The 19,235-nt window shown below is 59.8% G+C and carries 24 protein-coding genes and 2 pseudogenes; 5 read left to right on the plus strand and 21 right to left on the minus strand.

All coding sequences use genetic code 11. From position 1 onward, the window contains the following. Positions 1 to 7 precede the first annotated feature (7 nt). Both P6U27_RS21285 and P6U27_RS21290 read left to right on the plus strand, forming a co-directional pair. Positions 8 to 526 (plus strand): hypothetical protein, encoded by a 519-nt coding sequence (locus P6U27_RS21285; protein ID WP_407192513.1) that lies wholly within the window; start codon positions 8 to 10, stop codon positions 524 to 526. Positions 527 to 922: 396 nt separating this feature from the next. Then, complete coding sequence (locus tag P6U27_RS21290) at positions 923 to 1,864, plus strand: hypothetical protein (RefSeq protein ID WP_407192514.1); 942 nt, start codon at positions 923 to 925, stop codon at positions 1,862 to 1,864. Here P6U27_RS21290 and P6U27_RS21295 read toward each other — a convergent pair. The 4 genes and pseudogenes from P6U27_RS21295 to tnpA all read right to left on the minus strand — a co-directional run bounded on the left by P6U27_RS21295 (position 1,856) and on the right by tnpA (position 4,601). After that, the gene (locus P6U27_RS21295) at positions 1,856 to 2,041 is read right to left on the minus strand and encodes a hypothetical protein (protein WP_407192515.1); all 186 of its coding nucleotides are present in this window, start codon (positions 2,039 to 2,041) and stop codon (positions 1,856 to 1,858) included. The genes P6U27_RS21290 and P6U27_RS21295 overlap by 9 nt on opposite strands. Positions 2,042 to 2,149: 108 nt before the next feature. Then, the gene (tnpC, locus tag P6U27_RS21300; RefSeq protein WP_122401599.1) at positions 2,150 to 3,811 is read right to left on the minus strand and encodes an IS66 family transposase; all 1,662 of its coding nucleotides are present in this window, start codon (positions 3,809 to 3,811) and stop codon (positions 2,150 to 2,152) included. A 45-nt stretch (positions 3,812 to 3,856) separates the two neighbouring features. Next, a pseudogene (gene tnpB / locus P6U27_RS21305) lies at positions 3,857 to 4,203 on the minus strand (IS66 family insertion sequence element accessory protein TnpB). Then, positions 4,200 to 4,601: an IS66-like element accessory protein TnpA gene (gene tnpA / locus P6U27_RS21310; protein WP_074448291.1), complete on the minus strand. Its 402-nt coding sequence runs from the start codon at positions 4,599 to 4,601 to the stop codon at positions 4,200 to 4,202. Before tnpA ends, tnpB begins: the two are co-directional and overlap by 4 nt. A gap of 316 nt (positions 4,602 to 4,917) precedes the next feature. On the opposite strand from tnpA, the gene P6U27_RS21315 reads away from it, so the two are divergent. Together P6U27_RS21315 and P6U27_RS21320 are read left to right on the plus strand one after the other, a co-directional pair. Beyond that, entirely contained in the window at positions 4,918 to 5,682 is a 765-nt protein-coding gene (locus tag P6U27_RS21315; protein WP_407192516.1) for a hypothetical protein, read from the plus strand. A gap of 109 nt (positions 5,683 to 5,791) precedes the next feature. Continuing rightward, positions 5,792 to 6,004 carry a hypothetical protein gene (locus P6U27_RS21320; RefSeq protein WP_407192517.1) on the plus strand — a complete coding sequence of 71 codons (213 nt, stop codon included), beginning with the start codon at positions 5,792 to 5,794 and terminating at the stop codon, positions 6,002 to 6,004. A 1,152-nt stretch (positions 6,005 to 7,156) separates the two neighbouring features. Here P6U27_RS21320 and P6U27_RS21325 read toward each other — a convergent pair. The 6 genes and pseudogenes from P6U27_RS21325 to P6U27_RS21350 all read right to left on the minus strand — a co-directional run bounded on the left by P6U27_RS21325 (position 7,157) and on the right by P6U27_RS21350 (position 12,102). Continuing rightward, entirely contained in the window at positions 7,157 to 9,415 is a 2,259-nt protein-coding gene (locus P6U27_RS21325) for a hypothetical protein (RefSeq protein ID WP_407192518.1), read from the minus strand. Further along, a complete protein-coding gene (locus P6U27_RS21330; RefSeq protein ID WP_407192519.1) occupies positions 9,402 to 9,731 on the minus strand; it encodes a GTA-gp10 family protein in 330 nt (109 codons plus the stop codon). The genes P6U27_RS21325 and P6U27_RS21330 overlap by 14 nt, the downstream gene beginning before the upstream one ends. Continuing rightward, positions 9,724 to 10,125: a hypothetical protein gene (locus P6U27_RS21335; RefSeq protein WP_407192520.1), complete on the minus strand. Its 402-nt coding sequence runs from the start codon at positions 10,123 to 10,125 to the stop codon at positions 9,724 to 9,726. The genes P6U27_RS21330 and P6U27_RS21335 overlap by 8 nt, the downstream gene beginning before the upstream one ends. Positions 10,126 to 10,128: 3 nt before the next feature. Further along, on the minus strand, positions 10,129 to 10,971 hold the full coding sequence (locus P6U27_RS21340) for a terminase TerL endonuclease subunit (RefSeq protein WP_407192521.1): 843 nt from the start codon (positions 10,969 to 10,971) through the stop codon (positions 10,129 to 10,131). 146 nt (positions 10,972 to 11,117) lie between these two features. Continuing rightward, positions 11,118 to 11,726 (minus strand): annotated as a pseudogene (locus P6U27_RS21345) (terminase large subunit domain-containing protein); the annotation flags it as partial. Further along, complete coding sequence (locus P6U27_RS21350; protein ID WP_407192522.1) at positions 11,698 to 12,102, minus strand: phage terminase small subunit P27 family; 405 nt, start codon at positions 12,100 to 12,102, stop codon at positions 11,698 to 11,700. The pseudogene P6U27_RS21345 and the gene P6U27_RS21350, both read right to left, overlap by 29 nt. 47 nt (positions 12,103 to 12,149) lie before the next feature. On the opposite strand from P6U27_RS21350, the gene P6U27_RS21355 reads away from it, so the two are divergent. Next, entirely contained in the window at positions 12,150 to 12,851 is a 702-nt protein-coding gene (locus P6U27_RS21355; RefSeq protein WP_407192523.1) for a hypothetical protein, read from the plus strand. A gap of 8 nt (positions 12,852 to 12,859) precedes the next feature. Here P6U27_RS21355 and P6U27_RS21360 read toward each other — a convergent pair whose 3' ends face one another. The 11 genes from P6U27_RS21360 to P6U27_RS21410 all read right to left on the minus strand — a co-directional run bounded on the left by P6U27_RS21360 (position 12,860) and on the right by P6U27_RS21410 (position 19,073). Beyond that, positions 12,860 to 13,177 (minus strand): phage head closure protein, encoded by a 318-nt coding sequence (locus P6U27_RS21360; protein ID WP_407192524.1) that lies wholly within the window; start codon positions 13,175 to 13,177, stop codon positions 12,860 to 12,862. A 1-nt stretch (position 13,178) separates the two neighbouring features. Beyond that, positions 13,179 to 13,595, minus strand: coding sequence for a DUF3168 domain-containing protein (locus P6U27_RS21365; protein WP_407192525.1), 417 nt, complete (start codon positions 13,593 to 13,595; stop codon positions 13,179 to 13,181). 1 nt (position 13,596) lies between these two features. Continuing rightward, entirely contained in the window at positions 13,597 to 13,884 is a 288-nt protein-coding gene (locus P6U27_RS21370; protein ID WP_407192526.1) for a head-tail connector protein, read from the minus strand. Positions 13,885 to 13,901: 17 nt separating this feature from the next. After that, positions 13,902 to 14,258, minus strand: a complete 357-nt coding sequence (locus P6U27_RS21375) for a hypothetical protein (protein ID WP_407192527.1) — start codon at positions 14,256 to 14,258, stop codon at positions 13,902 to 13,904. Next, complete coding sequence (locus P6U27_RS21380) at positions 14,255 to 14,533, minus strand: HNH endonuclease (protein WP_407192528.1); 279 nt, start codon at positions 14,531 to 14,533, stop codon at positions 14,255 to 14,257. Before P6U27_RS21380 ends, P6U27_RS21375 begins: the two co-directional genes overlap by 4 nt. A 62-nt stretch (positions 14,534 to 14,595) precedes the next feature. After that, positions 14,596 to 15,171 carry a hypothetical protein gene (locus P6U27_RS21385; protein ID WP_407192529.1) on the minus strand — a complete coding sequence of 192 codons (576 nt, stop codon included), beginning with the start codon at positions 15,169 to 15,171 and terminating at the stop codon, positions 14,596 to 14,598. Positions 15,172 to 15,181: 10 nt separating this feature from the next. After that, positions 15,182 to 16,312: a phage major capsid protein gene (locus tag P6U27_RS21390; RefSeq protein ID WP_407192530.1), complete on the minus strand. Its 1,131-nt coding sequence runs from the start codon at positions 16,310 to 16,312 to the stop codon at positions 15,182 to 15,184. A gap of 26 nt (positions 16,313 to 16,338) precedes the next feature. Beyond that, on the minus strand, positions 16,339 to 16,797 hold the full coding sequence (locus P6U27_RS21395; RefSeq protein WP_407192531.1) for an HK97 family phage prohead protease: 459 nt from the start codon (positions 16,795 to 16,797) through the stop codon (positions 16,339 to 16,341). Between the two features lie 19 nt (positions 16,798 to 16,816). Next, the gene (locus P6U27_RS21400; RefSeq protein WP_407192532.1) at positions 16,817 to 17,149 is read right to left on the minus strand and encodes a gene transfer agent family protein; all 333 of its coding nucleotides are present in this window, start codon (positions 17,147 to 17,149) and stop codon (positions 16,817 to 16,819) included. Then, complete coding sequence (locus tag P6U27_RS21405) at positions 17,149 to 17,826, minus strand: hypothetical protein (RefSeq protein WP_407192533.1); 678 nt, start codon at positions 17,824 to 17,826, stop codon at positions 17,149 to 17,151. Before P6U27_RS21405 ends, P6U27_RS21400 begins: the two co-directional genes overlap by 1 nt. Next, positions 17,826 to 19,073, minus strand: coding sequence for a phage portal protein (locus P6U27_RS21410; protein ID WP_407192534.1), 1,248 nt, complete (start codon positions 19,071 to 19,073; stop codon positions 17,826 to 17,828). Before P6U27_RS21410 ends, P6U27_RS21405 begins: the two co-directional genes overlap by 1 nt. Positions 19,074 to 19,235: the final 162 nt, after the last annotated feature.

Raw genomic sequence — 19,235 nt, forward strand, 5'->3', positions numbered from 1 at the left:
AGCAATCGTGGCGCCTTTAATCCAGCATTGCGGTCAAGAGTTCGACGTCGGGCATTTGGACCAGCACATTGAAACCTGCACCTGGACGGGTGCGGCAGGCGAGTTCTCGTGCCTCGTCAAGATCCGATATAGCGACCACTGCTATTCATATGAAGACGACGGTAGCGAGCAGCCTGAGAATGCGCACATCTTCAATGATAGGAATGGTCAGCGTCGAGTCTTTTGTCCGACCAGACACATCCACTCGTGCGAACTGCCCGAAATTCTGCGGGGCCTTTGTGCCAAGCCAACGCATCCGGTGGCGCTCACGCCTGAGCGCAACTGGACGATCTTTCGGCTGATGATGCCCTCGCCTCTCGATACGGACGAAAAGTTTTGGATCTTCTTTAGGTTGAGGCTGCTAGTCGGCAACCTCAAAAAGCCTGAGGAGGTTGATCTCTTTGTAGAGAGTGCCTATCCGCGGAAAGATAGGCCGGTCCTTACAGGCCAGCGGTCGATGTTTGGACGGGCTTTGGAGCAGTTATAAAAAATTGGGCGGCCGAAGCCGCCCTCTTTTAGAAGATAGTAGTCTCGACTTACCAAGCCTTGCGGCCCACAGCCATAAGCAAGTGACCAAGCGCATCCTTGAACCATGGTGCTCAAGCGCTACTTGATGGGTTGAGGCCCTTGGCACACGGGGTGCCTGAGTCGATCTGTCCTCAACTGATGGAGTTTAGATATCGCTATCGGCGGCGCTTGTCAACATTTGGTTGACTAGGAGAGCCCTCCTCATCGCGAAAACTCCTTATTTTACAGGGCATTAACGTTTTAGCCCGGGATTCGTTCCACATCATTCCGGCTCTAGTTCCAACCAACCGCAGGTTTAGTCTTCCTTCACATAAACTAATAAGTAAGGTCTGGGAGACGACTGGAGGGACATCAGTTGGAGCGGATCAATCAGTTTTCTTTTTACGATTTCGGTAAGACCATCCAAGCCCTAGCCGAGCTTTCCGGAGACCTTCCGACAACACGAGTGTTTTGGCCTCTCTGGCAAGCGAAATCCAAAATGGACCGCCTGCTCGAAGGCGATCCACTCCCCATCGGGATCTCATCAGGCAAGGCCAGGGAAGCTGCGCGGCGTATGGGGGAACTATTCAAAAGACGGTTTGAAACGACAGACGAGAAAGGCGCTGCCACCCTGCGGTTCCCAGAAGATAACGACGCGCCGATCAGCGCATGGGAACTCAACTGGGTGAGGAGCGGAATTTCCGAATTCGAAACGGTCTTTGCAGAGGAGATGCGGGAAACAGCTACATACTTCGTTCCCCGTCGCGGAATTTACCACACACCGGCTTTAGTTGATGCGGCGGACAATACATTCCCGGCCGACCTACAGTCGCACATTCCCCAAAAAGCAAAGGACGACTGGAAAGCAGCCGGACGGTGCCTCGCATTCAATCTTCTATCGGCCTCAGGCTTCCATGTAGCCCGGGCGGTCGAGGCGTGTCTTGAAACCTATTACCAACTATTCAGCGGCAAGCCCGACGCTACCTTGCATGGTTGGAAAGACTATATCGATGCTCTGACCAAAATCGCCGAAGCCAAACCGACGCCATGCCCTTCAAAGAAGACGTTGGCCGAGTTGGACCAGATGCGTGAGGACTATCGCAACCCCATAGTCCATCCCCGAGTCGTTTTGACAGAAGGTGATGCCCGGATGCTCTTTGCCAATGGCGAGAGCTTGATCATTGCAATGGCACAAGAACTTGCGGAAGCCGCTAAGGGCGTTCAGGCCGCGCTCCAGCTTGAGGGCGGAAGCGGCGCCAAGATGATCGAGGCGCCGCAAGCCGTTACAGCGGAAGACAGCTCAGCTCTGTCAGGCTAGAGGTAATTGCTCGTCGCCGCTCCCCTCAGGCCATATGTCGCCGCCTTCACCTAGGGCTAGCATGATCTGATCTGCGGTCAGCTTGCCGGCGAATGGACAAGCCGGCGCGTTGACCAGCGCTTCGACAAGTCGGGCATAGCGATCGTGAGAGAGATAGATTTCCGATTCGGTCTGCATTGCTCAACCCCATGTGGTGATGCACGGGAAGTACGCATACGACGAAGGCCGCCTGATTGACGCATGCGCGCGAGCACGGCGAGTTCTACGATGGCGTTGCGTGAAGGGTCAGGCGGCTTGCTGATTGGCGGACTTGCCGGCTTGGTGCAGGAGCTTCCATTCCCAGGGCAGCAGTTCGCGCAGACGCGAGGTGGGAAGATCAGCGATCCGGGCGAGGACGTCGGCGAGCCAAGCCTTGGGATCGACGTCGTTGAGGCGACAGGTCGTGATCATCGTCAGCATGATAGCTGCACGATCGGCGCCACGCTGGCTGCCAGCGAAGGTCCAGTTGCGCCTTCCCAAGGCAATGCCTCTCAATGCACGCTCAGCGCAATTGTTGGTCAAGCAGATCCTGCCATCGTCGAGGAAGCGGACGAAGTCGTCCCAGCGCTTAAGCATGTAGTTCATGGGCTTCAGGACCTCGGCGGAGCGCGAGAGGCTTTCTCGCTCGCGGAGCAGCCAGTCGTGCATGTCGTCGAGCAGCGGCTTGCTCCGCTCCTGGCGCACGGCACGCCGCTCGTCGGCACTACGGCCGTTGATGGCGCGCTCGATCTCGAACAACGCATCCAGACGCCTGACCGCCTCCAGCGCGATCGGAGAGACCGGTTTGCCCTTGCCTTCCCGGGCGGCTTTCTCGATGTCAGCCAGCTCGAAGAATCCCCGCCGCGCATGGGCCAGGCAAAATGCCGGCGTGATCGGCATTGCTTTCCTTTTTGGGTCGAACAACGGCTCGAAGCCGCCATAGCAATCCGCCTGCAGAATGCCGACGAAGGCGGCCAGATGCCTCTGAGGATTTTCGCCCCGTCGATTGCCCGAGGCATAATAGACCGCCGCCGGCGGCGCAGGCCCGGCGAACGGCCGGTCATCCCGCACATACGTCCAGATCCGGCCGGTCGTGCATTTGCCCTTCGCCAGGACGCGGATGGTGGTGTCGTCGCCATGAAGGCGCTCGGCCGCGAGCACATGACGCTCGATCAGCTGGAACAGCGGCATGACGGCGAAGGTTCCGTGGCCGACCTGGTCGGCCAGCGTCGACAGCGGCAGATCGATCCTCTCGGCCTTGAAGCGCACGCTCTGGCGGTTGAGCGGGATATGCATGCCGAATTTGTCGAACAAAATCGTCGCCAGCAATTGTGGGCCGATGAAGCCGCGGGGCGTCGCATGGAACGGTGCCGGCGGCTGGCTGATCTTCTCGCAATCGCGGCAGGTGAACTTCTCGCGTACCGTCTCGATGACCTTAAAGCGACGCGGAATCTCCTCCAGCGTCTTGGTCACATCCTCGCCGACCTTCGCCAGCCGCGATCCGCCGCAGCAGGCGCAGGTCGTTGGAGCCTTGATGACGACGCGCTCACGTTCGATGTCGTCCGGCCACGGTTTGCGCACCGGCCGCTTGCGCGTGAAGGCGCTCACGCTCTGGGTTTTTGCCGCGGCAGCCTGCGCAGCCAGCTCATTCTCGGTCGCCGTGGTGGCGAGTTCTTCGAGCTCCAATTCCAACTGCTCGAGTAGCCGCGCCGTGCGCTCGGAGCGCTGCCCGTGCAGTTCGCGTTTGAGCTTCTCGATCCGTAGCTCAAGATGAGCGATCAGCACCTCGCTGTCCGACAGCTCCGCCCGCGCGTTGGCGGCATCCGCGACTGCCACATCGCGTTCAGCCTGCAACGCCTCGCGCTCGGCCAGCAGCGCAAGGTAGGCGCTTGCGAGATCCGACGGAAGATCGTCCGGCTTCGATGTCATGAAGTCATTGAATCAGATCGAGCATCAGATTCAAACCCAAAACGATTATCCGACCCGCGTCGGGCGCTGGGTTTCTTGCGGATTGCGCCAGTCGATCCCGGACAGCAGGTAGCTCAACTGCGCCAGCGAGATCGTTACCGCTTCACCGGCAACCGATGGCCAGATAAACTTTCCTCTCTCGAGTTTTTTGTGAACAAGCAGGCTCCCTGACCATCGTGCCAGATCACCTTCACAAGATCGCTGCGGCGACCACGGAAGACAAACAAATGACCGCTAAGCGGTTCTTTGTGCAGCACCTCCTGCACTTGGAGGGCCAGCGATGGAAAGCCTCTGCGCATATCCGTGTAGCCTGTAGCCAGCCACACTCGCACATTCCCTGGTACAGAAATCATCGGCGTCCAAGCACATCGAGGACCCGCGCCAACGCCTCCGGATCGACGTGCGCATCCACCCGGATGCACCGTCGGTTGCCGAGATCGATCTCTATCAATCCAGTACGCGCAGCTGCCGCCGAACGAACTCGGCCATCAACCGTAGGCAAAAGCTTCGGAGTTTCTTCAGCCGAGGCTGCTACGGCGGCGATCTGCACCGGCGTAAAAGATGGCGCAACTTGTTCCGATGTCCGTGCTTGGCGACGCCAGGTAAACACCAGGCTGGCCGCTACTCCGTTGCGCCGCGCAACCTCAGTTACCTTCGCGCCCGGTGCCAGCGTCTCCTCGACAATCCGTGCCTTGTCGTCCTGCGACCAACGCCGCCGCCGCTCGAGCCCGCCCAAAACCTCGACCCGCATCGCCTGATGACCTTAAAGCTAGACTTAAGGTCACACGCTTCGCGAATTACCACCCGTCACGCAAGACGGTCCTCGTCGGAGGCGTACCACGGGAATCGAGATGCGCGATTTGCACTTTGCGGGCAAGCTCAGAAATTCTGCTTTGACGAATTATAAGCGGGTCCTGACATGCAAACTGGAGTAAAATCATCAACTAGAATGCGTGCGAAAAATTTTCGCGTAAGCGAGTCCTTACATTGCGCGCCGATTGCTCGCCCGCTAGAGTTGATCCATTTTAAGGTTGCTATCACGATCGATTTGAGCACGGGGGCGAATAATGACGCGCACAGGTGCCTTCTTTCTTGGAGCCCTTGGAGGGCTTTTGCCGATACTGGTGAGTTTGCTCACATTAGACTTAGCCCCGATAATTGATCACCATGAAACTCTAACGCTGGGCAACTACATCGGTTACGGGATCAGGGTGTGCGTGCTCCTCACACTCGGCGGAACGGTAGCGGTGCTTAACAACGAAGTAAGACAGCCCTTTTCACTCGTCCAGCTCGGCATCGCGGCACCTGCCTTGGTGACGTCTTTCATAAATGCAGCTCCCGCTGCCGCACGGCCGCAGCAACAAGCATTCTTTTCAATCATATCATCCGCCTATGCGAGCGACGCTGAACCCAAAAATTTTCGAGTGGCAGGCGGATTTCTCGGCGAAGTGTTAGAGGGCATTCAGCCTGGGTTTGGGCGCAATGGCATTCAACAGAACCAGATGAACTCGGTGGCACCCCAGGTGCAGCAATCAGCGCCTTCAATGCAGGCGCCAAACTATTCCCAGCCCTACGGTGCGCCGACACCAGGCTCGCTGGGGAACTATTGCCAGACTCAAGCCGGCATCTTTGGTCCGGGCCCGGTGAGCCCGATCGGGACATACTGCACGGCCAATACCGTTTACGGAGTTCTTCCTGGTCAGGTCGTCAATCCCGCCGGTGGACCGGTTCAGTATTTACCTCCCTCTGCGCCGTCGGCGACATCCTCGATTCCGTCTCAGCCGGTCCCAGCCCCTACAGCAACCCCAAATGTTGGAACAACCAAGGATTAGCATCAACTGACCTGAACAAACGCATTCCAAGGGAAACTTTCTCCCTTCAGAGAATAAGCAAAGAGCAACAGCTCAATTGCCTATCCCGAAGGGAGAGAAGTTCTAGGCATTGCCGAAATTCACCACCTTCAACGGCTACACTAACGTCTTTGCCGACAAAGACGGCCGTCGATACCTCAGCGGCATAGTTCATCCTTCAGCCGAAGCCGCGATAGCAATTCGATCAGTTAGTCAGCCTGTCGGTATCGCCGTTGGCGTGGCCCAGGTGATCTGGGATGAACCGGATGGCGCCGCATGGAAGCCATGGACGAGGAAGACATGATCCGCCCCGTAGCTCCCCGTAACTCCGTTGCGCATCCCGTTGGAGCGACCGGGTCCTCTTGCCTTGCACTCGGCGCAGCTTGCGGCTGAACGCGCTCCGAAGCTGCGATACTATTACTAGTTGACAATCCCAATTTGCCAACAAAGATCGAGGCGTTGCTTAACTGGGAGGATCTTGTGAAGGACTTTGCATTTGTTTTGATTGCGGCCGCGCTCTATTCGACCGCCGCTTTAGCTGATAGTCCGCTTGACGCTTGCGTCGGGAAGAAGGGAGAGGAGAAGGTCGACTGTATGCTAGACGTCATTCGGAAGGACTACGTCTACGTCGGTAGGACCATACGGCTGAACCATGAGACTGCTATCCCGAAGGGGTGTCTCTCTGCCACAACTACCAAGCCTGGCTTTCCTCAGGTCATTCCTATGCTTTGCGACAAGGACAATCGTCAACATTGGAAAGTTGAGGACTACGCTCGATAGTAGAACCCGAGCTAGTCAAACACCATTCCAAGGGAAACTTTCTCCCTCCAGAGACAAGCAGAGAGCAACAGCCCAAGTGCTTATCCCGAAGGGAGAGAGGTTCGAGGTTCATTCCATCGAAGGTTAATCTGGAGCGTAGCGTTGGTGATGACCAATGCGGCGAGGTGGCGTCCCGTGCCCTCGCCTTAAACTCCGCATCTCGATCGCAAGCGATCACGCGGTTATCCGGCCGTAGCCGGATGCCCAACCATCTGCCAGATGTCCATCAACAGAGTGGTTGGAGAAGGTTGCCGCAAGGCAGAGCCTTCATCTTTTTTGCGCATTCGACAATCTGACGATTGTCCGGTGCAACCTGACCAAGGCGTCCTGTTCGTCACAGGGGAGCGCTTGATTTAGACCGATATCCGTGCGCCTGCGGCTGGCTCATAGGTGACGTCATGTTCCGCCACACCGTTCTTTCTGGGCCGCTATACTGTCGCGCGAAGCGCAACAGGTTCTCATCAGAGACAGATATAGCGGCCGAGCGCTGGACTGCTCGATATTTTTTCTCAATCAATCAGAAAAAAGATCGGCAGAGCGAGGTGTGAAGTCGCTATATATACATTCGACACCGATCGCCGTGTGTCTCATCAGGGAAAGCCTCCGGTGTGGAAACTCCACCGGGGGCTTTTCTCTTTCATCGACGAAGGACTCCCCCCGGCCGCGTGGCCGTCCGAAGTTCGGCAGCAATCATGCTCCTGATGTGATGCTTTGCCGTCTGGGCAATGGTCTCGCCCATACGCTGGTGATCCTGGGGCGATTGTCCAGGCGAGCCTTGGACCGTGACAGCGATCTGGGGCGCGATCACAGCCTGGGGGCCGATCATGGGCGCCGCCGTGCCGCCAGAGCCAACAAGCCCACCATCGGCGAACCTTGGAATCCGATCGGCGTTGATCGCCTCCAGCACGGCCCGGTGCTTCGCCACGGCGGAGGCGCGCACCACGAATTCCCCGTTGCTGAGCCTCGCCGGGATGCTGTCCGACGTTCCGGTTCCTGGCCCTCTGATGTAGCCACCGTCCGCCTTGGCCACCGGCGCGGCGCTAACCAAGCCGCCCTCGCTGAAGCCGAACGCGCCACTCATGGAGCGCATCAGCGGCTGCACAATTAGCATCTTGATCATCGCCTCTTCCAGGGCGCGGACCACGGCCCTGGACATGTCGGCAAAGCCCGCCGACACGCTTTTGGTGCCGTCAAGGATGTCGGCGAGCCCGCTGGTAAGGCTGCTGCTCATGGTGCTGCTGATCGAGCGCATGGCCTCATTGGTCCGCATGGCCGAAGCCTCAACCGAGTTCAGGGCCTCGGAAACATTCGGATAGAGGCCTTTAAGCTGTTCGGCAATGTGCACGTCCTGGGGATCTAGCAGCGAGGTCTGCCGGCCGCGCCGGATCGATCGAGCAACGGTGGCCTTTTCGATGGCCTCAGTAGCCTTGGAATAGGCGTCAGCGACTTCCTCAATACGCTGCCGTTGCTCAGCAGTAATGACGCCTTCACCCTTCCCAGCGGCGGCGTTCGCCTGCATTGCGATGGTTTGGAGCTGTGCAGCGATCTTGGCGCGTTCGCGTGCGGCGGTGGTCAGGTCGAGGCCGGCTGCCTCTGCCTGCAACGCTGCAATGCGCTTCTCAACGCCGTCAGCGGCGCTGCCGAGCTTATCCACGCTGGTGCCCGTGCTGATCTTGGTCGGCGCAGGGCCGGTGCCGCGCGATTGACCGGGGACAGCCGGTCCATACTGATCGCCGGTCCCGGTCAGTGCGGCAATCTCCTTTTGCAGGCGGTCGCGGTGCGCCAGAAGGTTTTCCTGGGTCGAGTTGGTCAGCTTGACGCCGCCGATCTCGATAGCCGGAAGGTCGATCGAGCCAAACAGGCCGCTACCGATGCCGTTCAAGCGGGCCTTGACCTGGGCGAGCGCGTCCCGCTTGGCGTCTAGGTCGGTGGCGCTCGCCGGCATGCCGGGAATGCGCGGAAGCTGGTTCGATAGCTCCACCGCCTTGGCGATGTAGCCGATCACGTCGGCCCAGGCGGACTTGATATCCATCATGACGCTGGCGAGATCGTCCCAGGACGGCTTGAGCGCAGTAGAGAGGCGCTGATGGGCGATCTTGAGCTGATCGTCGACTTCCTTGGCTCGCTCAACCAGGACGTTGCTGAAAATGCCGTCGGCGTTCGCGCCGGCCTCTTTGATCGTCGCCAGCATGCTTTCGGCGCTGGTCTTACCCTGTCGCATGCGGTCGACGATCTGGGCGCCAAACATCCGTTCGCCAAGGTCCAGGCTGGCGGCATGCTGCCCGATCTTGTCGAGCTGGATCATGGCCGCGAGGACGGCCTTGATCTTGTCCTCTTGGGTCTGAGCATCCCGGAACAGGACCAGGCCTTGCAGCTGCTGGCCGGCCGTCTTGGCAAGGGTCTCATTGTAGACGCGCAAGGCCTTTTCAACGTCGGTGATCTTCTCTTCGCCGACGGTCCACTCTCCGATATCGACCGGAGACCTATCTTTGGTCGCCTGGAAGGCGTGGTCCAGGGCGGTCTCGAGCTCGCCGGCCTCAACCTTGAGCTTGCGCGCTTCGCTGGTAAAGGCCTGCAAGAATGCCGGCGAGACGCCAAGGTTATGGGCCTTGTCGGCGATGTCGACCATCTGCTGCATCTGCTCGCGGGCGCCGCTGATCGCGGCCGTCATAAGCTTAAAGGCGCCGACCGCCAGCGCGACCTTGCCGGCAAGCTCAACGGCGCCGCGTGCCATGGTCGCAAAGATCGCGTCCTTGGCGAGGTCCTTATTCATGTCGAGGAACTGCTTCGCGATCTGGCGGGTAGCGGTGCCGGTCAGTGACGAAGTTTGCCGGAGCTGTTCCTTCAGTTGATCGAGGTTGAGCTTGATCGGGATCGAGAGACTAGGCGCCGGCATTTTCGGCCCCCACAAGCAGAGTCGCCAGCACAGTGCTGGCAAGGGCAACGCTGGTTGCCATCGGCTGGCAGCGAACATGGGCGTCTAGCATGGCCTCAACGTCTCGCTCAGACATGCCGCCGCCGATCAGTCCCAATTCGATCACGCGCTCTACGTCTTCCGGGCCGTAGCTATCCGCACCGAAACGGGCGAGCAGAGCGGCCGGCGCGTGTCCGTTGATGCCCCGCCAAGAGATCACGCGGCGGACCCAAGGATGCCCCAAGTCAAATTTGTGGGTGCCGCCACCCCAGGTAAGTTCGCGGCTGGTCTCAGTCATTCAGAACCTCGCTAACTGCATCGTTGATTGCCTGCTGCATGTCATCGCGCATGGCTTCATAGGTGTTGTAAAAGAAGGGCCGCGCAGGCTGTCGGCTTGTCCCGAACTCGAAGGCGAGCGCGTAGTCGTATTCCACGCCGCTGCCTTCGCGAACCGGTTTCGTGGTCATGTCCCCGCCGGCTTGAACTAGATATTCGAGCTGATTTTCGCCCGGGGCCACGGTGCACGACGCTTCCAGCGCGCCGGTCTCTGCCGATTGTTCAAGCCCTCGCAATGCCGCCCGCTGCGCGTCGGACAGGCGGAATGCTTGCTCCCGCAGCACGTCCGATAGATGCTCCGTGAGCTGGTCGGGCAGAGATTGAAGGTATGCGTCGAGGTCGTCGTTATCGGCCATGTTTCACCACGAAAGAAGTTCAACTGCGTTGGGCAGGTCGTAGAGCGAGCGCGTGCTTTCGCCGGTTGATGCGCGCGACACGGCCATGGCAGTCGCAACAGCGCCGTCAATGGAAAGCCACCGCTTGGATTTGTGGAAGCGCACCGCATGCTGTTGCTTGTTTCGCTCCACCTCCGCATTCGCGAAGCAGAACCGCAGCACAGGATGCGCGCCATGCCTAAATCGTCGTGCAATGATCGCTCTTTCGAGTTCCGAAAGCGCCGGCATCATGAGGCTGGGGACTTGCCGGAAGTCGACGACCGGCAGGCCCTTTTCGAGCAACCGGGCCTGCATCATGCGGGCCATATAAGGATCGAATGCGATCTCTTGGACGTTGAACCGGCCGCAAAGGTTTTCAATGGTGGCTTGCACCTTGTCGAAGTCGATCACGTTCCCATCGGTGGCTGTGATCAGGCCATCGCGCTCCCATTGGACATAGGGCGCATTGGTTTTGTTCTCGCGCTCGCGAAGGTTGGCGCGAGGAACAAAGAACCAGGGGTGCACGTCGTAGCCCCCATCGTCATCAGGCCATGCTGCCGTGACGACTGACAGGTCGGTGTTCGATGACAAGTCGACCGCGAGCCAGCATGGGCGACACGCGAGCGCGTCCAGGTCAACCGGAACGTTGCCCTCGTCGTAAACTTCCATCGACACAAACGGACTAGACGCAGCGTCAATCCACTGATTGAGGTTGTAACAACAGAAGTCCTCACGATCGGCCGGCTTGTCAGCCGCCTCTGAGCGGCTTGCCGCATGCCCTTGATGTCCGGGAAGCCATACTTCAGGCCCGGGTTGACGCTGTGCCAAACCTTTTCGTCGCGCCAGTCGAATTTCGCCGGCGGCTCGAAGATGATCGGCAGATAGGATGGATTGACGATCTCGCCCGACGCTACCTTTTTGGCGTAGCTGTATTCCTCAAAGCCGAGGTTGTCCTGGCCGCGTCCCGCCGTCGTGATTATCACAAGCAACGTGTTCGGCACCTTGAGCAAACCGCTCTTCAGCGCCCGCCAGAGGCGGCGGTTCTTCCAGACGTGCAATTCATCGATCAGGACGAAGTAAGGCGTCTTGCCCTGCTGAACGTCGCCCTCAGCCGGAATAGCCTTCAAGGTCGAGCCGGAAGCAATGTGCTCAAGCTCCAACTCGGATTCGACAATATAGGTCGCTTTCGCGAGCGGAGCCGTTGCCCTAACGAAAGCTCGTGCTTCGTCAAAGGCTAGTTCGGCCTGATCTTCGGCGCTGGCAGCAAGGATGCAGGCGCCGCCGGGCACCTTCTCATGACCGCAAGAGTGCAAGAGGCTCAGCGCCGCGCCAAACGTCGTTTTTCGCGCGCCGCGCGGGATCTGAATAAAGACTGTCCGCACCTCACGATCGCCGTTGGCGTCAGAAGGGCCGTAGATGCGCCGCAGAATACGCTCCCAGAACGGCGCAAGCTCGAAAGCCCGCCGCGGCGCGATCGATTTGGGATGCTTCAAAGCCCGGAAGAACTTCACAGCGCGTTCGCCGCGCCCGTGCGGATCCGGGATGGGCGTTTGGTCAAACACCCAGGTCGGATGCACTGTCATCGTCTTCCTGGTCGGTTCGGATTGCTGGGCGGTTACGGCTGACCGGGGTCAGCCCAAGCTCGGCCGCGAGAAGGCGGGCGCGGGTCATCGCGTCGGCCTGAATGCGGACGGCCGGATGCGCGCGCGGGCCGCGCTCAGTCATGATGACACTGCCCTCGCGAGCAACGATCTTCTGCATCTCACGGACTTGACCCGCGGCGGTGCAGTAGTGCTCCAAGCTCGTCAAATCGGTGTTTGTGAGGATACGACGATCAATGAGGATTGGTGCGACGCGGTGCCATTCGACCTTCGCGTGCTTGCTTAGCCAGGACGGGGGTCTAATCTTGGCGTCCAGTGCATTCGCATCCGCAGCAAGTTGTGGTTTTCGACCCTTCATGCTGCAACCCTCTCGACAAAGGCCGTAGGAGGCGGCACTTTTGCCGCATGAATCAGCGCAACGACCTTCTCACCTTTTCTCTCCTGCTCTTCAGCGTTTTGCTGGTAGTTTTGATCAGCATGATGCCGAAAGACCTGGATAGCATTTGGCGTTGGCAGACACTTATTGGTAACACCATCGGCGGGACCATTACCGGCTTCGGTGTTCTGGTCGCTGCGTGGAACGTAACGCGTCAGATGCGTTTGGCCGCGCAAGCGCGGGAGGAAGACAGAATCGAGAGAGAGCTGCCGGCATTGAAGGCAGTCTTGCGACTCACTTGGCCGTTTGTTCTTGCTGCTCAGCAACTGCCAGGAACAGCCGGGTTGCTTCGGGCATTTGAAATGATGGGTGGCCGGTCCTTTGATCTGGACACGATCGCGGAAGCGATTGAGGAGAAGTGTGTCGGTATCCCGGACTTCATTAGCCGCGAAATGGGGTTTTTGCTGTATCCGGTCCATTCCGCGGCTATTGAGCTTAGAGCGCGAAATAACGACTACGAGCGAGCACGAGATGAGCAGCGGAGTGGATTTAATCCAACAGAGGAGGAATTGCGAATTGAAAGTAGATTTGAGTTGGCGCACAAAAGATGCTCTGAAACTCTGGAAGAGTTTTTGAAGTATCGCGATGGGTTGAAGGAGCGGACCAAGCTTGAGCGGCAGAGGCTCGACTTTTTGCGTCGCGAGCGCGACCGGATGCTTGGGTTGAGGTGAGCAATAGTTCATGGCCCAATCCGCTGACTGATAACATCCATTCCCACGCGCCGGCCGATTTCGGTGATGCCGGTGATCTCGTATTGCTGTCCGTCATAGAGCAGCCGGTCATTGAAGCTCAGACTGGGCATGTAATACATCCGGAAAGTCAGCACCGCGTCGGTAGTGTGCCCGCGCGCGCCCTCTCGGTCGTCGGTCGCGTTCTTGAGCAGCTGTGCCCGCATGGTGGTGAACGTGGTCCAGGTCTCTACGGGTGTGCCGTAGAGGTCCAGGCCGGTGGTGCGGCGCTGGATTTCAATGAGGCGGTCGAGACTACCGGCGCGCATGTCAATTTGCCTTCACGATTGCGGCGACGGTGACGACGCCATGGCTGAATGAGCCGTGCGGGTCGCGCATATACCGGGTCTGGGTGGTCTGCATGTCGAGCACGGTGAAGCCGTCGATTGGCAGCACGCCATCCGCCTGGGCGTCGATCCGCAGCACCGCGACGATGGCCGAAACGGCTTCCTTGCACTGGACCAAACCGGGCTCTTGGAACCAGACGTGCAGCGTGGCATGCGTCGTCGCAACCCAGCGCCGGAAAATGGTCTGGTCCTCGCCGATGTAGACGGCCGGCATGATTTCGGGCCGGCCGTTGGCGTCCAGAACGTGCTCAGGCTGGACCAGGGCCATCAGCTCCGGGCTCGCGATCAGGAGCGATCGGATGGCCTTCTGGAGGGCCAAAGAAGGGTCGGAAACGGTCATTTCAGAAGGCGAACGCGCGGTAAGGGGCCAACAAATCGAGGAAGCCGAACGGCAATTCCTGGGCGGTGACGCCAACCAAGCTGGCTTCCCGGTTCTGGTAGAGGTGCGCGGTCAGTTGCAGCACGGCTTCTCCGATCGGCGCCGGAGCGGTGTCGCCGTCAGGATCTGACGCGGTATAGGCGCCAACCCAGGCCTTTGCCGCCGCTAACTTGCCGGTGATAAGGGCGTCGTCGGCGTCGAGTGTGACGTTCAGATGGGCTTTGGCCTGGTTGAGGGTGATGCCGGGCATGATCAGAAAAACTCCAATTAGACGCTCTCTTGCGCGACCCGGGGGCACCGGTCGTTCGCGTTCTTTGAGGTGTTTTGACCCACCCCCCGGGTCTGCCTTGCCGAGAAGCGGACGCGGCGTTGCGGCGCGGGCTGAGGCATTGGCTGATCGTTCTTCACTGCCTCTGCGATCAGGGGCAGCACATGTTTGCGCACCCTGACCGGGTCCAACTCCGCAAGTCCGCAAACCTCTTCAAAGTCGGTGTTCGGCTCAATCAGCCATTCGCGGCTGCGCATCTGGTCGACGCGGATCGAACGCCGCTTGGTCGAGAGCGGTAGGGTGGCATCCGTGATCGCTTGCTGGACCACGGCGCGCCAAAGGGCCTTGTCGCTCATTGCCGGCGCTCCATGCGTTGCTTGCGGCTGGCATGACAAGGCGAGCTGGCGAGCGGCTGCCAGTTCTTCCGGTCCCAGAACAGCTTCATGTCGCCGCGATGGGGAATCTTGTGGTCGACGCAATCGGCGATGCGACCGCAGCCACATGCACAGAACCGGTTCTGAGGAAGCGCGAGGAAGTCTTTGCTCTCGCGGCGCCACTTCGAATCGTAACCACGATCGTTGGCGTTGGGCCGGCGCTTGTCGGCTTCCGTGCGTCGCTGGCTCTGGCACACGCAACGTGCATCGCCGGTGACAATCCGGCCGCAAGCACACACACGACCACATTTGTAGGGCATCAGCGCGCCCCCAATGAATGGACGGTCAGATCACCGATCGCGTTGAGGTCGGCCTTGATGCTCGCAAGATCGGACGTTTCGGCGCTCTGTTCCTTGCTGCCGAACAGAGCCTTGAGCATGTCCATACGGCCCTTCTGGGCGTTGATGATCTCGGAAGGCGTCGCTTCCCAGGTGTCATCGGGCGTCCAGCCAAGCCAGCCGGTCCCGATCTGGAAAAGCTGGGTGAGGAATTGATCGAACGGAATCGGCTTTTGGGTCGCGGCGTTGCCGCTGGGCTCGCCATCGGCGCCGGCGAGCACCAAGACGAATTCGATCATGTCGCCGGTTGCAGCCAGAAGGTCGCGGACAGCGGCGTTGCTATCTGCGAGGGCGTATGCAGCCCATGCATTTTGATCGACAATGGTTACGTTGATGATGTCGACGGCGGCGGTGACGCTGCCTTCCGCAAGGTAGCGCGAGAGGTTCTGAAAGCCGTCGTATTTCTCGTTCAAGACGAATGCGGCCCGCAGCGTCGGCTTCAGGTCAAACGACCGGTTGCCAAGCTGGAGGCTGAAAGTATTCGCTGCGAGCCGCATGTTCTTGTCCTTAGGTCGCCGAGACCTTGAGCTTCACGAAGCGATCGGGATGAGTCACGTCGGCGCCGACGCGCTTGCGCGCGTGGAAGCGGACTTGACCCTTGGTCGCCAGCGTATAGGGGTCACGAAGGATCGAAATGCCGACGCGATCGACGATGCGGTAACCCTTGAGGTCGCCAAACATGACCGGGAACGCATTGGCCGCGATGTCAGGCATATCGACCGCTTCAACGATCGGGCGGCCAAGCAACGTGGTCGGTGCGCCTTCCGAGATGGGATCGAGCACGAGGTAACGGCCATTGCCGTCTTTCCAGGTGCGGATCGTGCCAAGCGTGTTGCGGTTCATGAGCCACACGCCGTTCTGGGCATGCACGCCCGGGAGCTTGTGGAACATGCCGATCAGAACGTCGGCCGGCGTCGACGACGGGAAGTTGGAGGCGTTGCCGGTGATGACGGTGGTGATGCCCGCCGCGTTCAGCAGGCCCATCGGCTGAGTGGTGCCGTTGCCCTTGACGAAGTGGTTGCCCTCACCAATGCCGAAAGCCTCGCCGAATTCCGAGTGAAGTTCGCCCTCGATGCCGTAGGCGTTGTCTTCCAGAAGCCAGTTCGAAATGTCCGTATAGGTCGCATACTCATACGGGGTGATGCCGATCTGCTCATAGGACGGCTCGCTACCGGTGCGGTCGTCGGTTTCGCCGACGATCACGGCAGCCGGGCTGCCGGTGCGCCGGGGATACTTCACCTGACCGGCGCCGATGGTGCGGACGTTCGCATATTGGCGGATGGGCGAGAACTGGCGCAGGAGCTTCAGGATCTCATTGCCGAATTCCGGCGGTGCGATCGCCTGGTTATTGGTGACGACCAGCGACTTCTTTTCGAGATCGTCCATCTTGTCGGCGCCGCCGCGAAGGAACGACTCGAAAGCCTTAGTTTCGATCTTGGGCTCATTGTCGTTCGCGGCACGATTGGCGGGCCGGTTCACCTTGGCCTCGATACGGTCCAGGCGCTCGGTGAGCTTGGTATTGTCGTTGGCCGCCTTCGTCTCGAGAGCGGTCTTCAGGTCGGCCAATTCCTTGGCGACCGCCGCCACCGGATCGGCGTCGTCGGCGTCTTTGAATTCAAGTGCGTTCGTCGTCTTCATTGGTCGTCTTAGCTCCAGGTTTTGGATTACAGCGTCGCCGTGAAACGCCTGATTAGGTCGGCCACGGCACGTGCCGCGTCGTCGGATTTCGCGCCGGTGATCCGAGCGCGGGGATGGGCGGGATCGCGAACCAAGCTGATTTCAGCGAGGTCGAGCGCGTCGATGATGCGGCCACGAGCTTGCTTGCGGGCAGCCTTGGTCCGGAAGCCGATTGAAAGTCCGGTGATAAGACGCGTCTTCAGCATTGCGCGGATTGAGCGCGAGCGCGGCTGGTCGAGATGAAGCTGACCTTTGACGGTCAAACCTTCGTCCGTCTCTTTCACCTCGTTCCAGGTGCCGACTAGATCGTCGGGCCGGTGCTGATACAGAATTGGCAGATCCGGAAGGATCGTGCCGAAAGCGCCCTTGGTGATCAGGTCGTCATAGCTATCGGGGCCAGCATTGAACGGCCAAGCGAGGCCAGTGATCTCGCCTTCATCGCTCACGTCGAGCGTTGCCTTGATTTCAAGCCTTTCCATTGCTCGCCTCGTTAGGATTGCCGAACAGAGTCCGCTCAAGGATCTTGGCGGCGAGTTCGTATGTTTCGACCAGCGGCCGGCCGTCGACATAGGCGGCGATCAACTCATGGGCGCGTTTGGGCGTGGTGCCGCCGCCGATCAGAGCGAGCCGGAGGGTTTCGTTGATGTCGGCCTGGGCGAAGTTGCGCGCGAACAGCCGGTTGGCAATCATGCCGATGCCAGAGCCGCATTTGGCTTCAAGCTCGCGGATCAATGCCGGCGTGAGTTTGAACGTGTGTTCGTCGTCGCCAAAGAACGCGGTGTAAGAGAGATCAGCCATCAGCCGACCTCCCCAAAAGCGGTTTCGATCGATCCGTTGTTGTCGGCGTAGACGTCGATGTCCTCGATGTCCGACCAGACAGAAACCGGCGTCGACCCGACCAAGCACTCGCCATAAATCAGCGGCATGGCGTCGCCTTGCCGGCCCGAATTGCCGATGTTGCCGCCGTTGACGCTAAGAACGCTGGAGGCCTGAGCTTCCTCGGCAGCAGGCTTGCTGAGCAGTGTGGAGGCGCCTGACAGAGCGAGGCCGAGACCAAGGGCGGCCACGGTGCCGTAAGTTGTGCCACCCAACAGCGGAACACCACTAAGCGCGCCAATGGGCGTGGCGAGCATGCCGCCGGACAGGAAGATTGCACCTCCGACCAGAGCTGCACCGAGCACAACCTTGGTGGTGCCCTTCGCAGTATTGGAGGCCGCACCCTTTGCGACCGGGATGATATGGAGGTCGGCGAGACCGAGATTGAAGCCGTTGACCAAGTCGAGGTCGAGCTGCATTCCGTGGCGCTTGTCGCCGCGCACGATCTTGTAAGCGCCTTGCTCAATCGCCTTCACGAAGCGACCAGGGAAAGCACAGTTGAGCGCGCGTAGCGCTTCGGCGGCGGTTGCTACCTCAAACCGATGGGCAGCGCCGAAGTCTTTGCCGAGCTTGCCGTGGAGATGGACTGTCCGGAGCATCAGGCGGCCTCTTGGTTGTTGTTGTCGTTCTGCGCATTGAGGGCGCCGCCGGCATGCGCGGACGACGTGTTGAAGTTTTCGAATACGTCGCCGCCCTCGTAAGCCGGCAAGCCAAAGCCAATCTGGCGAGCTTCATTCGGATTGAGGATGCGCGCTGAGACGGTCGCGCTCAGGGCCTGCGCGCGCGCGCGCAAGTCGGCGCGGGCGAAACCGTCGATGTTGAATTCGATGGCATATTGATCGCGCTCTTCCGGCGTCAGAAGCTTCAACTCAAGCTCTTGCTCAAATGACTTCAGCCTGGGCAACAGCGCCTGCGACAGAAATTCTTGCCCAATCGATTCAGTGCTGCGGGGTTGAGCACGATCAACCTGCATCAACATGTGCAGCGGCACGCGATACAGCCGCGCGATCTCCGCGACGGCATACGTGCGCATTTCTAGGAATTGGCTATCGACAGAATTAAACGTCAGGGGTTGCCAAGCGGCGTCGGTCGGCAAAACGGCGGTGCCGCCGGATTTGTCGCCACCCTGCGATGCCTGCCAAGCGGCCTTCGCCGTCGTAAGCGTGTCAGCCGTAACGTTGCCCTTGAGCGACAACACACCGGAGGGACGCGCGGCGTTACCGAATAGACGCGAACCGTGGCGCTCAAGCACAAGCGCCAACGCGATGACCTCCCTGCCCTCGCCAACCAAGCCTTTACGCTGGTCGTAAGCCGGCGTCGGAATATGGATGAGGTCAGCGCCAGCGATCTCGCGACCGTTCACCTTGTAGGTCGGTTCAAGCTCCCGGTCGTCTACGGCCACGGATGCGGTCCTAGGGTCAAGCCGGATCAGTTCGGCGGGCTTGCCGCCATCAACGCGGACAATTTGCGCAAAGCCACCCCAGGGCTGGAGCAGAGCATCCGCCATGAGCTGGGTGCGAAACAGCGCGGCCGGCGCAAAGCTGTTCGGCGCGTCGTGAAGCATCTTGTAAAGGGGGTGGTCTGTCGCCTTCTCTTTGCCGCCGTCCGGAAGCCGCTTGTAGACGTGAAGGGGCAGCGAACCGGCCGCTTCGCTGATCGAGCGCACCGCGCACGCTACGGGCGCGCACGTCATGGCGCTGTGCGGCGTGACGGTCACGCCGGCCAGGGTCGGTGTCGCGCCGAAGAGATCGAAGTAGTAGCCGCTCGCGTCAGCGAGGCTGGGCGCGGCTTTGACTTCGAGGCCAACGAGTCGACGGAATCGATCAGTGAGGGAAGTGCGAGACATAATCCGAGCGTGGGTTGGGTTCAGCTTTTCGGCCGAACCTCTCCGCACTCACTCGGGAAAGGTCAGTGCCCCGCTAAGGGCGTTGCGTTTGCCGTCCCACACTGTCTCGGAGACCACGAACGCAATTCGATTGAAATATTATTGCGCAATTTTGTTGCGCAA

The organism is Bradyrhizobium sp. STM 3566 (assembly GCF_045571445.1).
Taxonomy (GTDB): domain Bacteria; phylum Pseudomonadota; class Alphaproteobacteria; order Rhizobiales; family Xanthobacteraceae; genus Bradyrhizobium; species Bradyrhizobium vignae.

Coding starts and splice junctions, on each gene's coding strand:
- P6U27_RS21385 (WP_407192529.1), bottom strand. CDS start 15,171: ATGCGGCTCGCAGCGAATACTTTCAGCCTCCAGCTTGGCAACCGGTCG.
- P6U27_RS21410 (WP_407192534.1), bottom strand. CDS start 19,073: ATGTCTCGCACTTCCCTCACTGATCGATTCCGTCGACTCGTTGGCCTC.
- P6U27_RS21365 (WP_407192525.1), bottom strand. CDS start 13,595: ATGACCGTTTCCGACCCTTCTTTGGCCCTCCAGAAGGCCATCCGATCG.
- P6U27_RS21390 (WP_407192530.1), bottom strand. CDS start 16,312: ATGAAGACGACGAACGCACTTGAATTCAAAGACGCCGACGACGCCGAT.
- P6U27_RS21315 (WP_407192516.1), top strand. CDS start 4,918: ATGACGCGCACAGGTGCCTTCTTTCTTGGAGCCCTTGGAGGGCTTTTG.
- P6U27_RS21360 (WP_407192524.1), bottom strand. CDS start 13,177: ATGCGCGCCGGTAGTCTCGACCGCCTCATTGAAATCCAGCGCCGCACC.
- P6U27_RS21355 (WP_407192523.1), top strand. CDS start 12,150: ATGAATCAGCGCAACGACCTTCTCACCTTTTCTCTCCTGCTCTTCAGC.
- P6U27_RS21400 (WP_407192532.1), bottom strand. CDS start 17,149: ATGGCTGATCTCTCTTACACCGCGTTCTTTGGCGACGACGAACACACG.
- P6U27_RS21295 (WP_407192515.1), bottom strand. CDS start 2,041: ATGCAGACCGAATCGGAAATCTATCTCTCTCACGATCGCTATGCCCGA.
- P6U27_RS21375 (WP_407192527.1), bottom strand. CDS start 14,258: ATGAGCGACAAGGCCCTTTGGCGCGCCGTGGTCCAGCAAGCGATCACG.
- P6U27_RS21350 (WP_407192522.1), bottom strand. CDS start 12,102: ATGAAGGGTCGAAAACCACAACTTGCTGCGGATGCGAATGCACTGGAC.
- P6U27_RS21405 (WP_407192533.1), bottom strand. CDS start 17,826: ATGCTCCGGACAGTCCATCTCCACGGCAAGCTCGGCAAAGACTTCGGC.
- tnpC (WP_122401599.1), bottom strand. CDS start 3,811: ATGACATCGAAGCCGGACGATCTTCCGTCGGATCTCGCAAGCGCCTAC.
- P6U27_RS21370 (WP_407192526.1), bottom strand. CDS start 13,884: ATGCCCGGCATCACCCTCAACCAGGCCAAAGCCCATCTGAACGTCACA.
- tnpA (WP_074448291.1), bottom strand. CDS start 4,601: ATGCGGGTCGAGGTTTTGGGCGGGCTCGAGCGGCGGCGGCGTTGGTCG.
- P6U27_RS21330 (WP_407192519.1), bottom strand. CDS start 9,731: ATGACTGAGACCAGCCGCGAACTTACCTGGGGTGGCGGCACCCACAAA.
- P6U27_RS21325 (WP_407192518.1), bottom strand. CDS start 9,415: ATGCCGGCGCCTAGTCTCTCGATCCCGATCAAGCTCAACCTCGATCAA.
- P6U27_RS21335 (WP_407192520.1), bottom strand. CDS start 10,125: ATGGCCGATAACGACGACCTCGACGCATACCTTCAATCTCTGCCCGAC.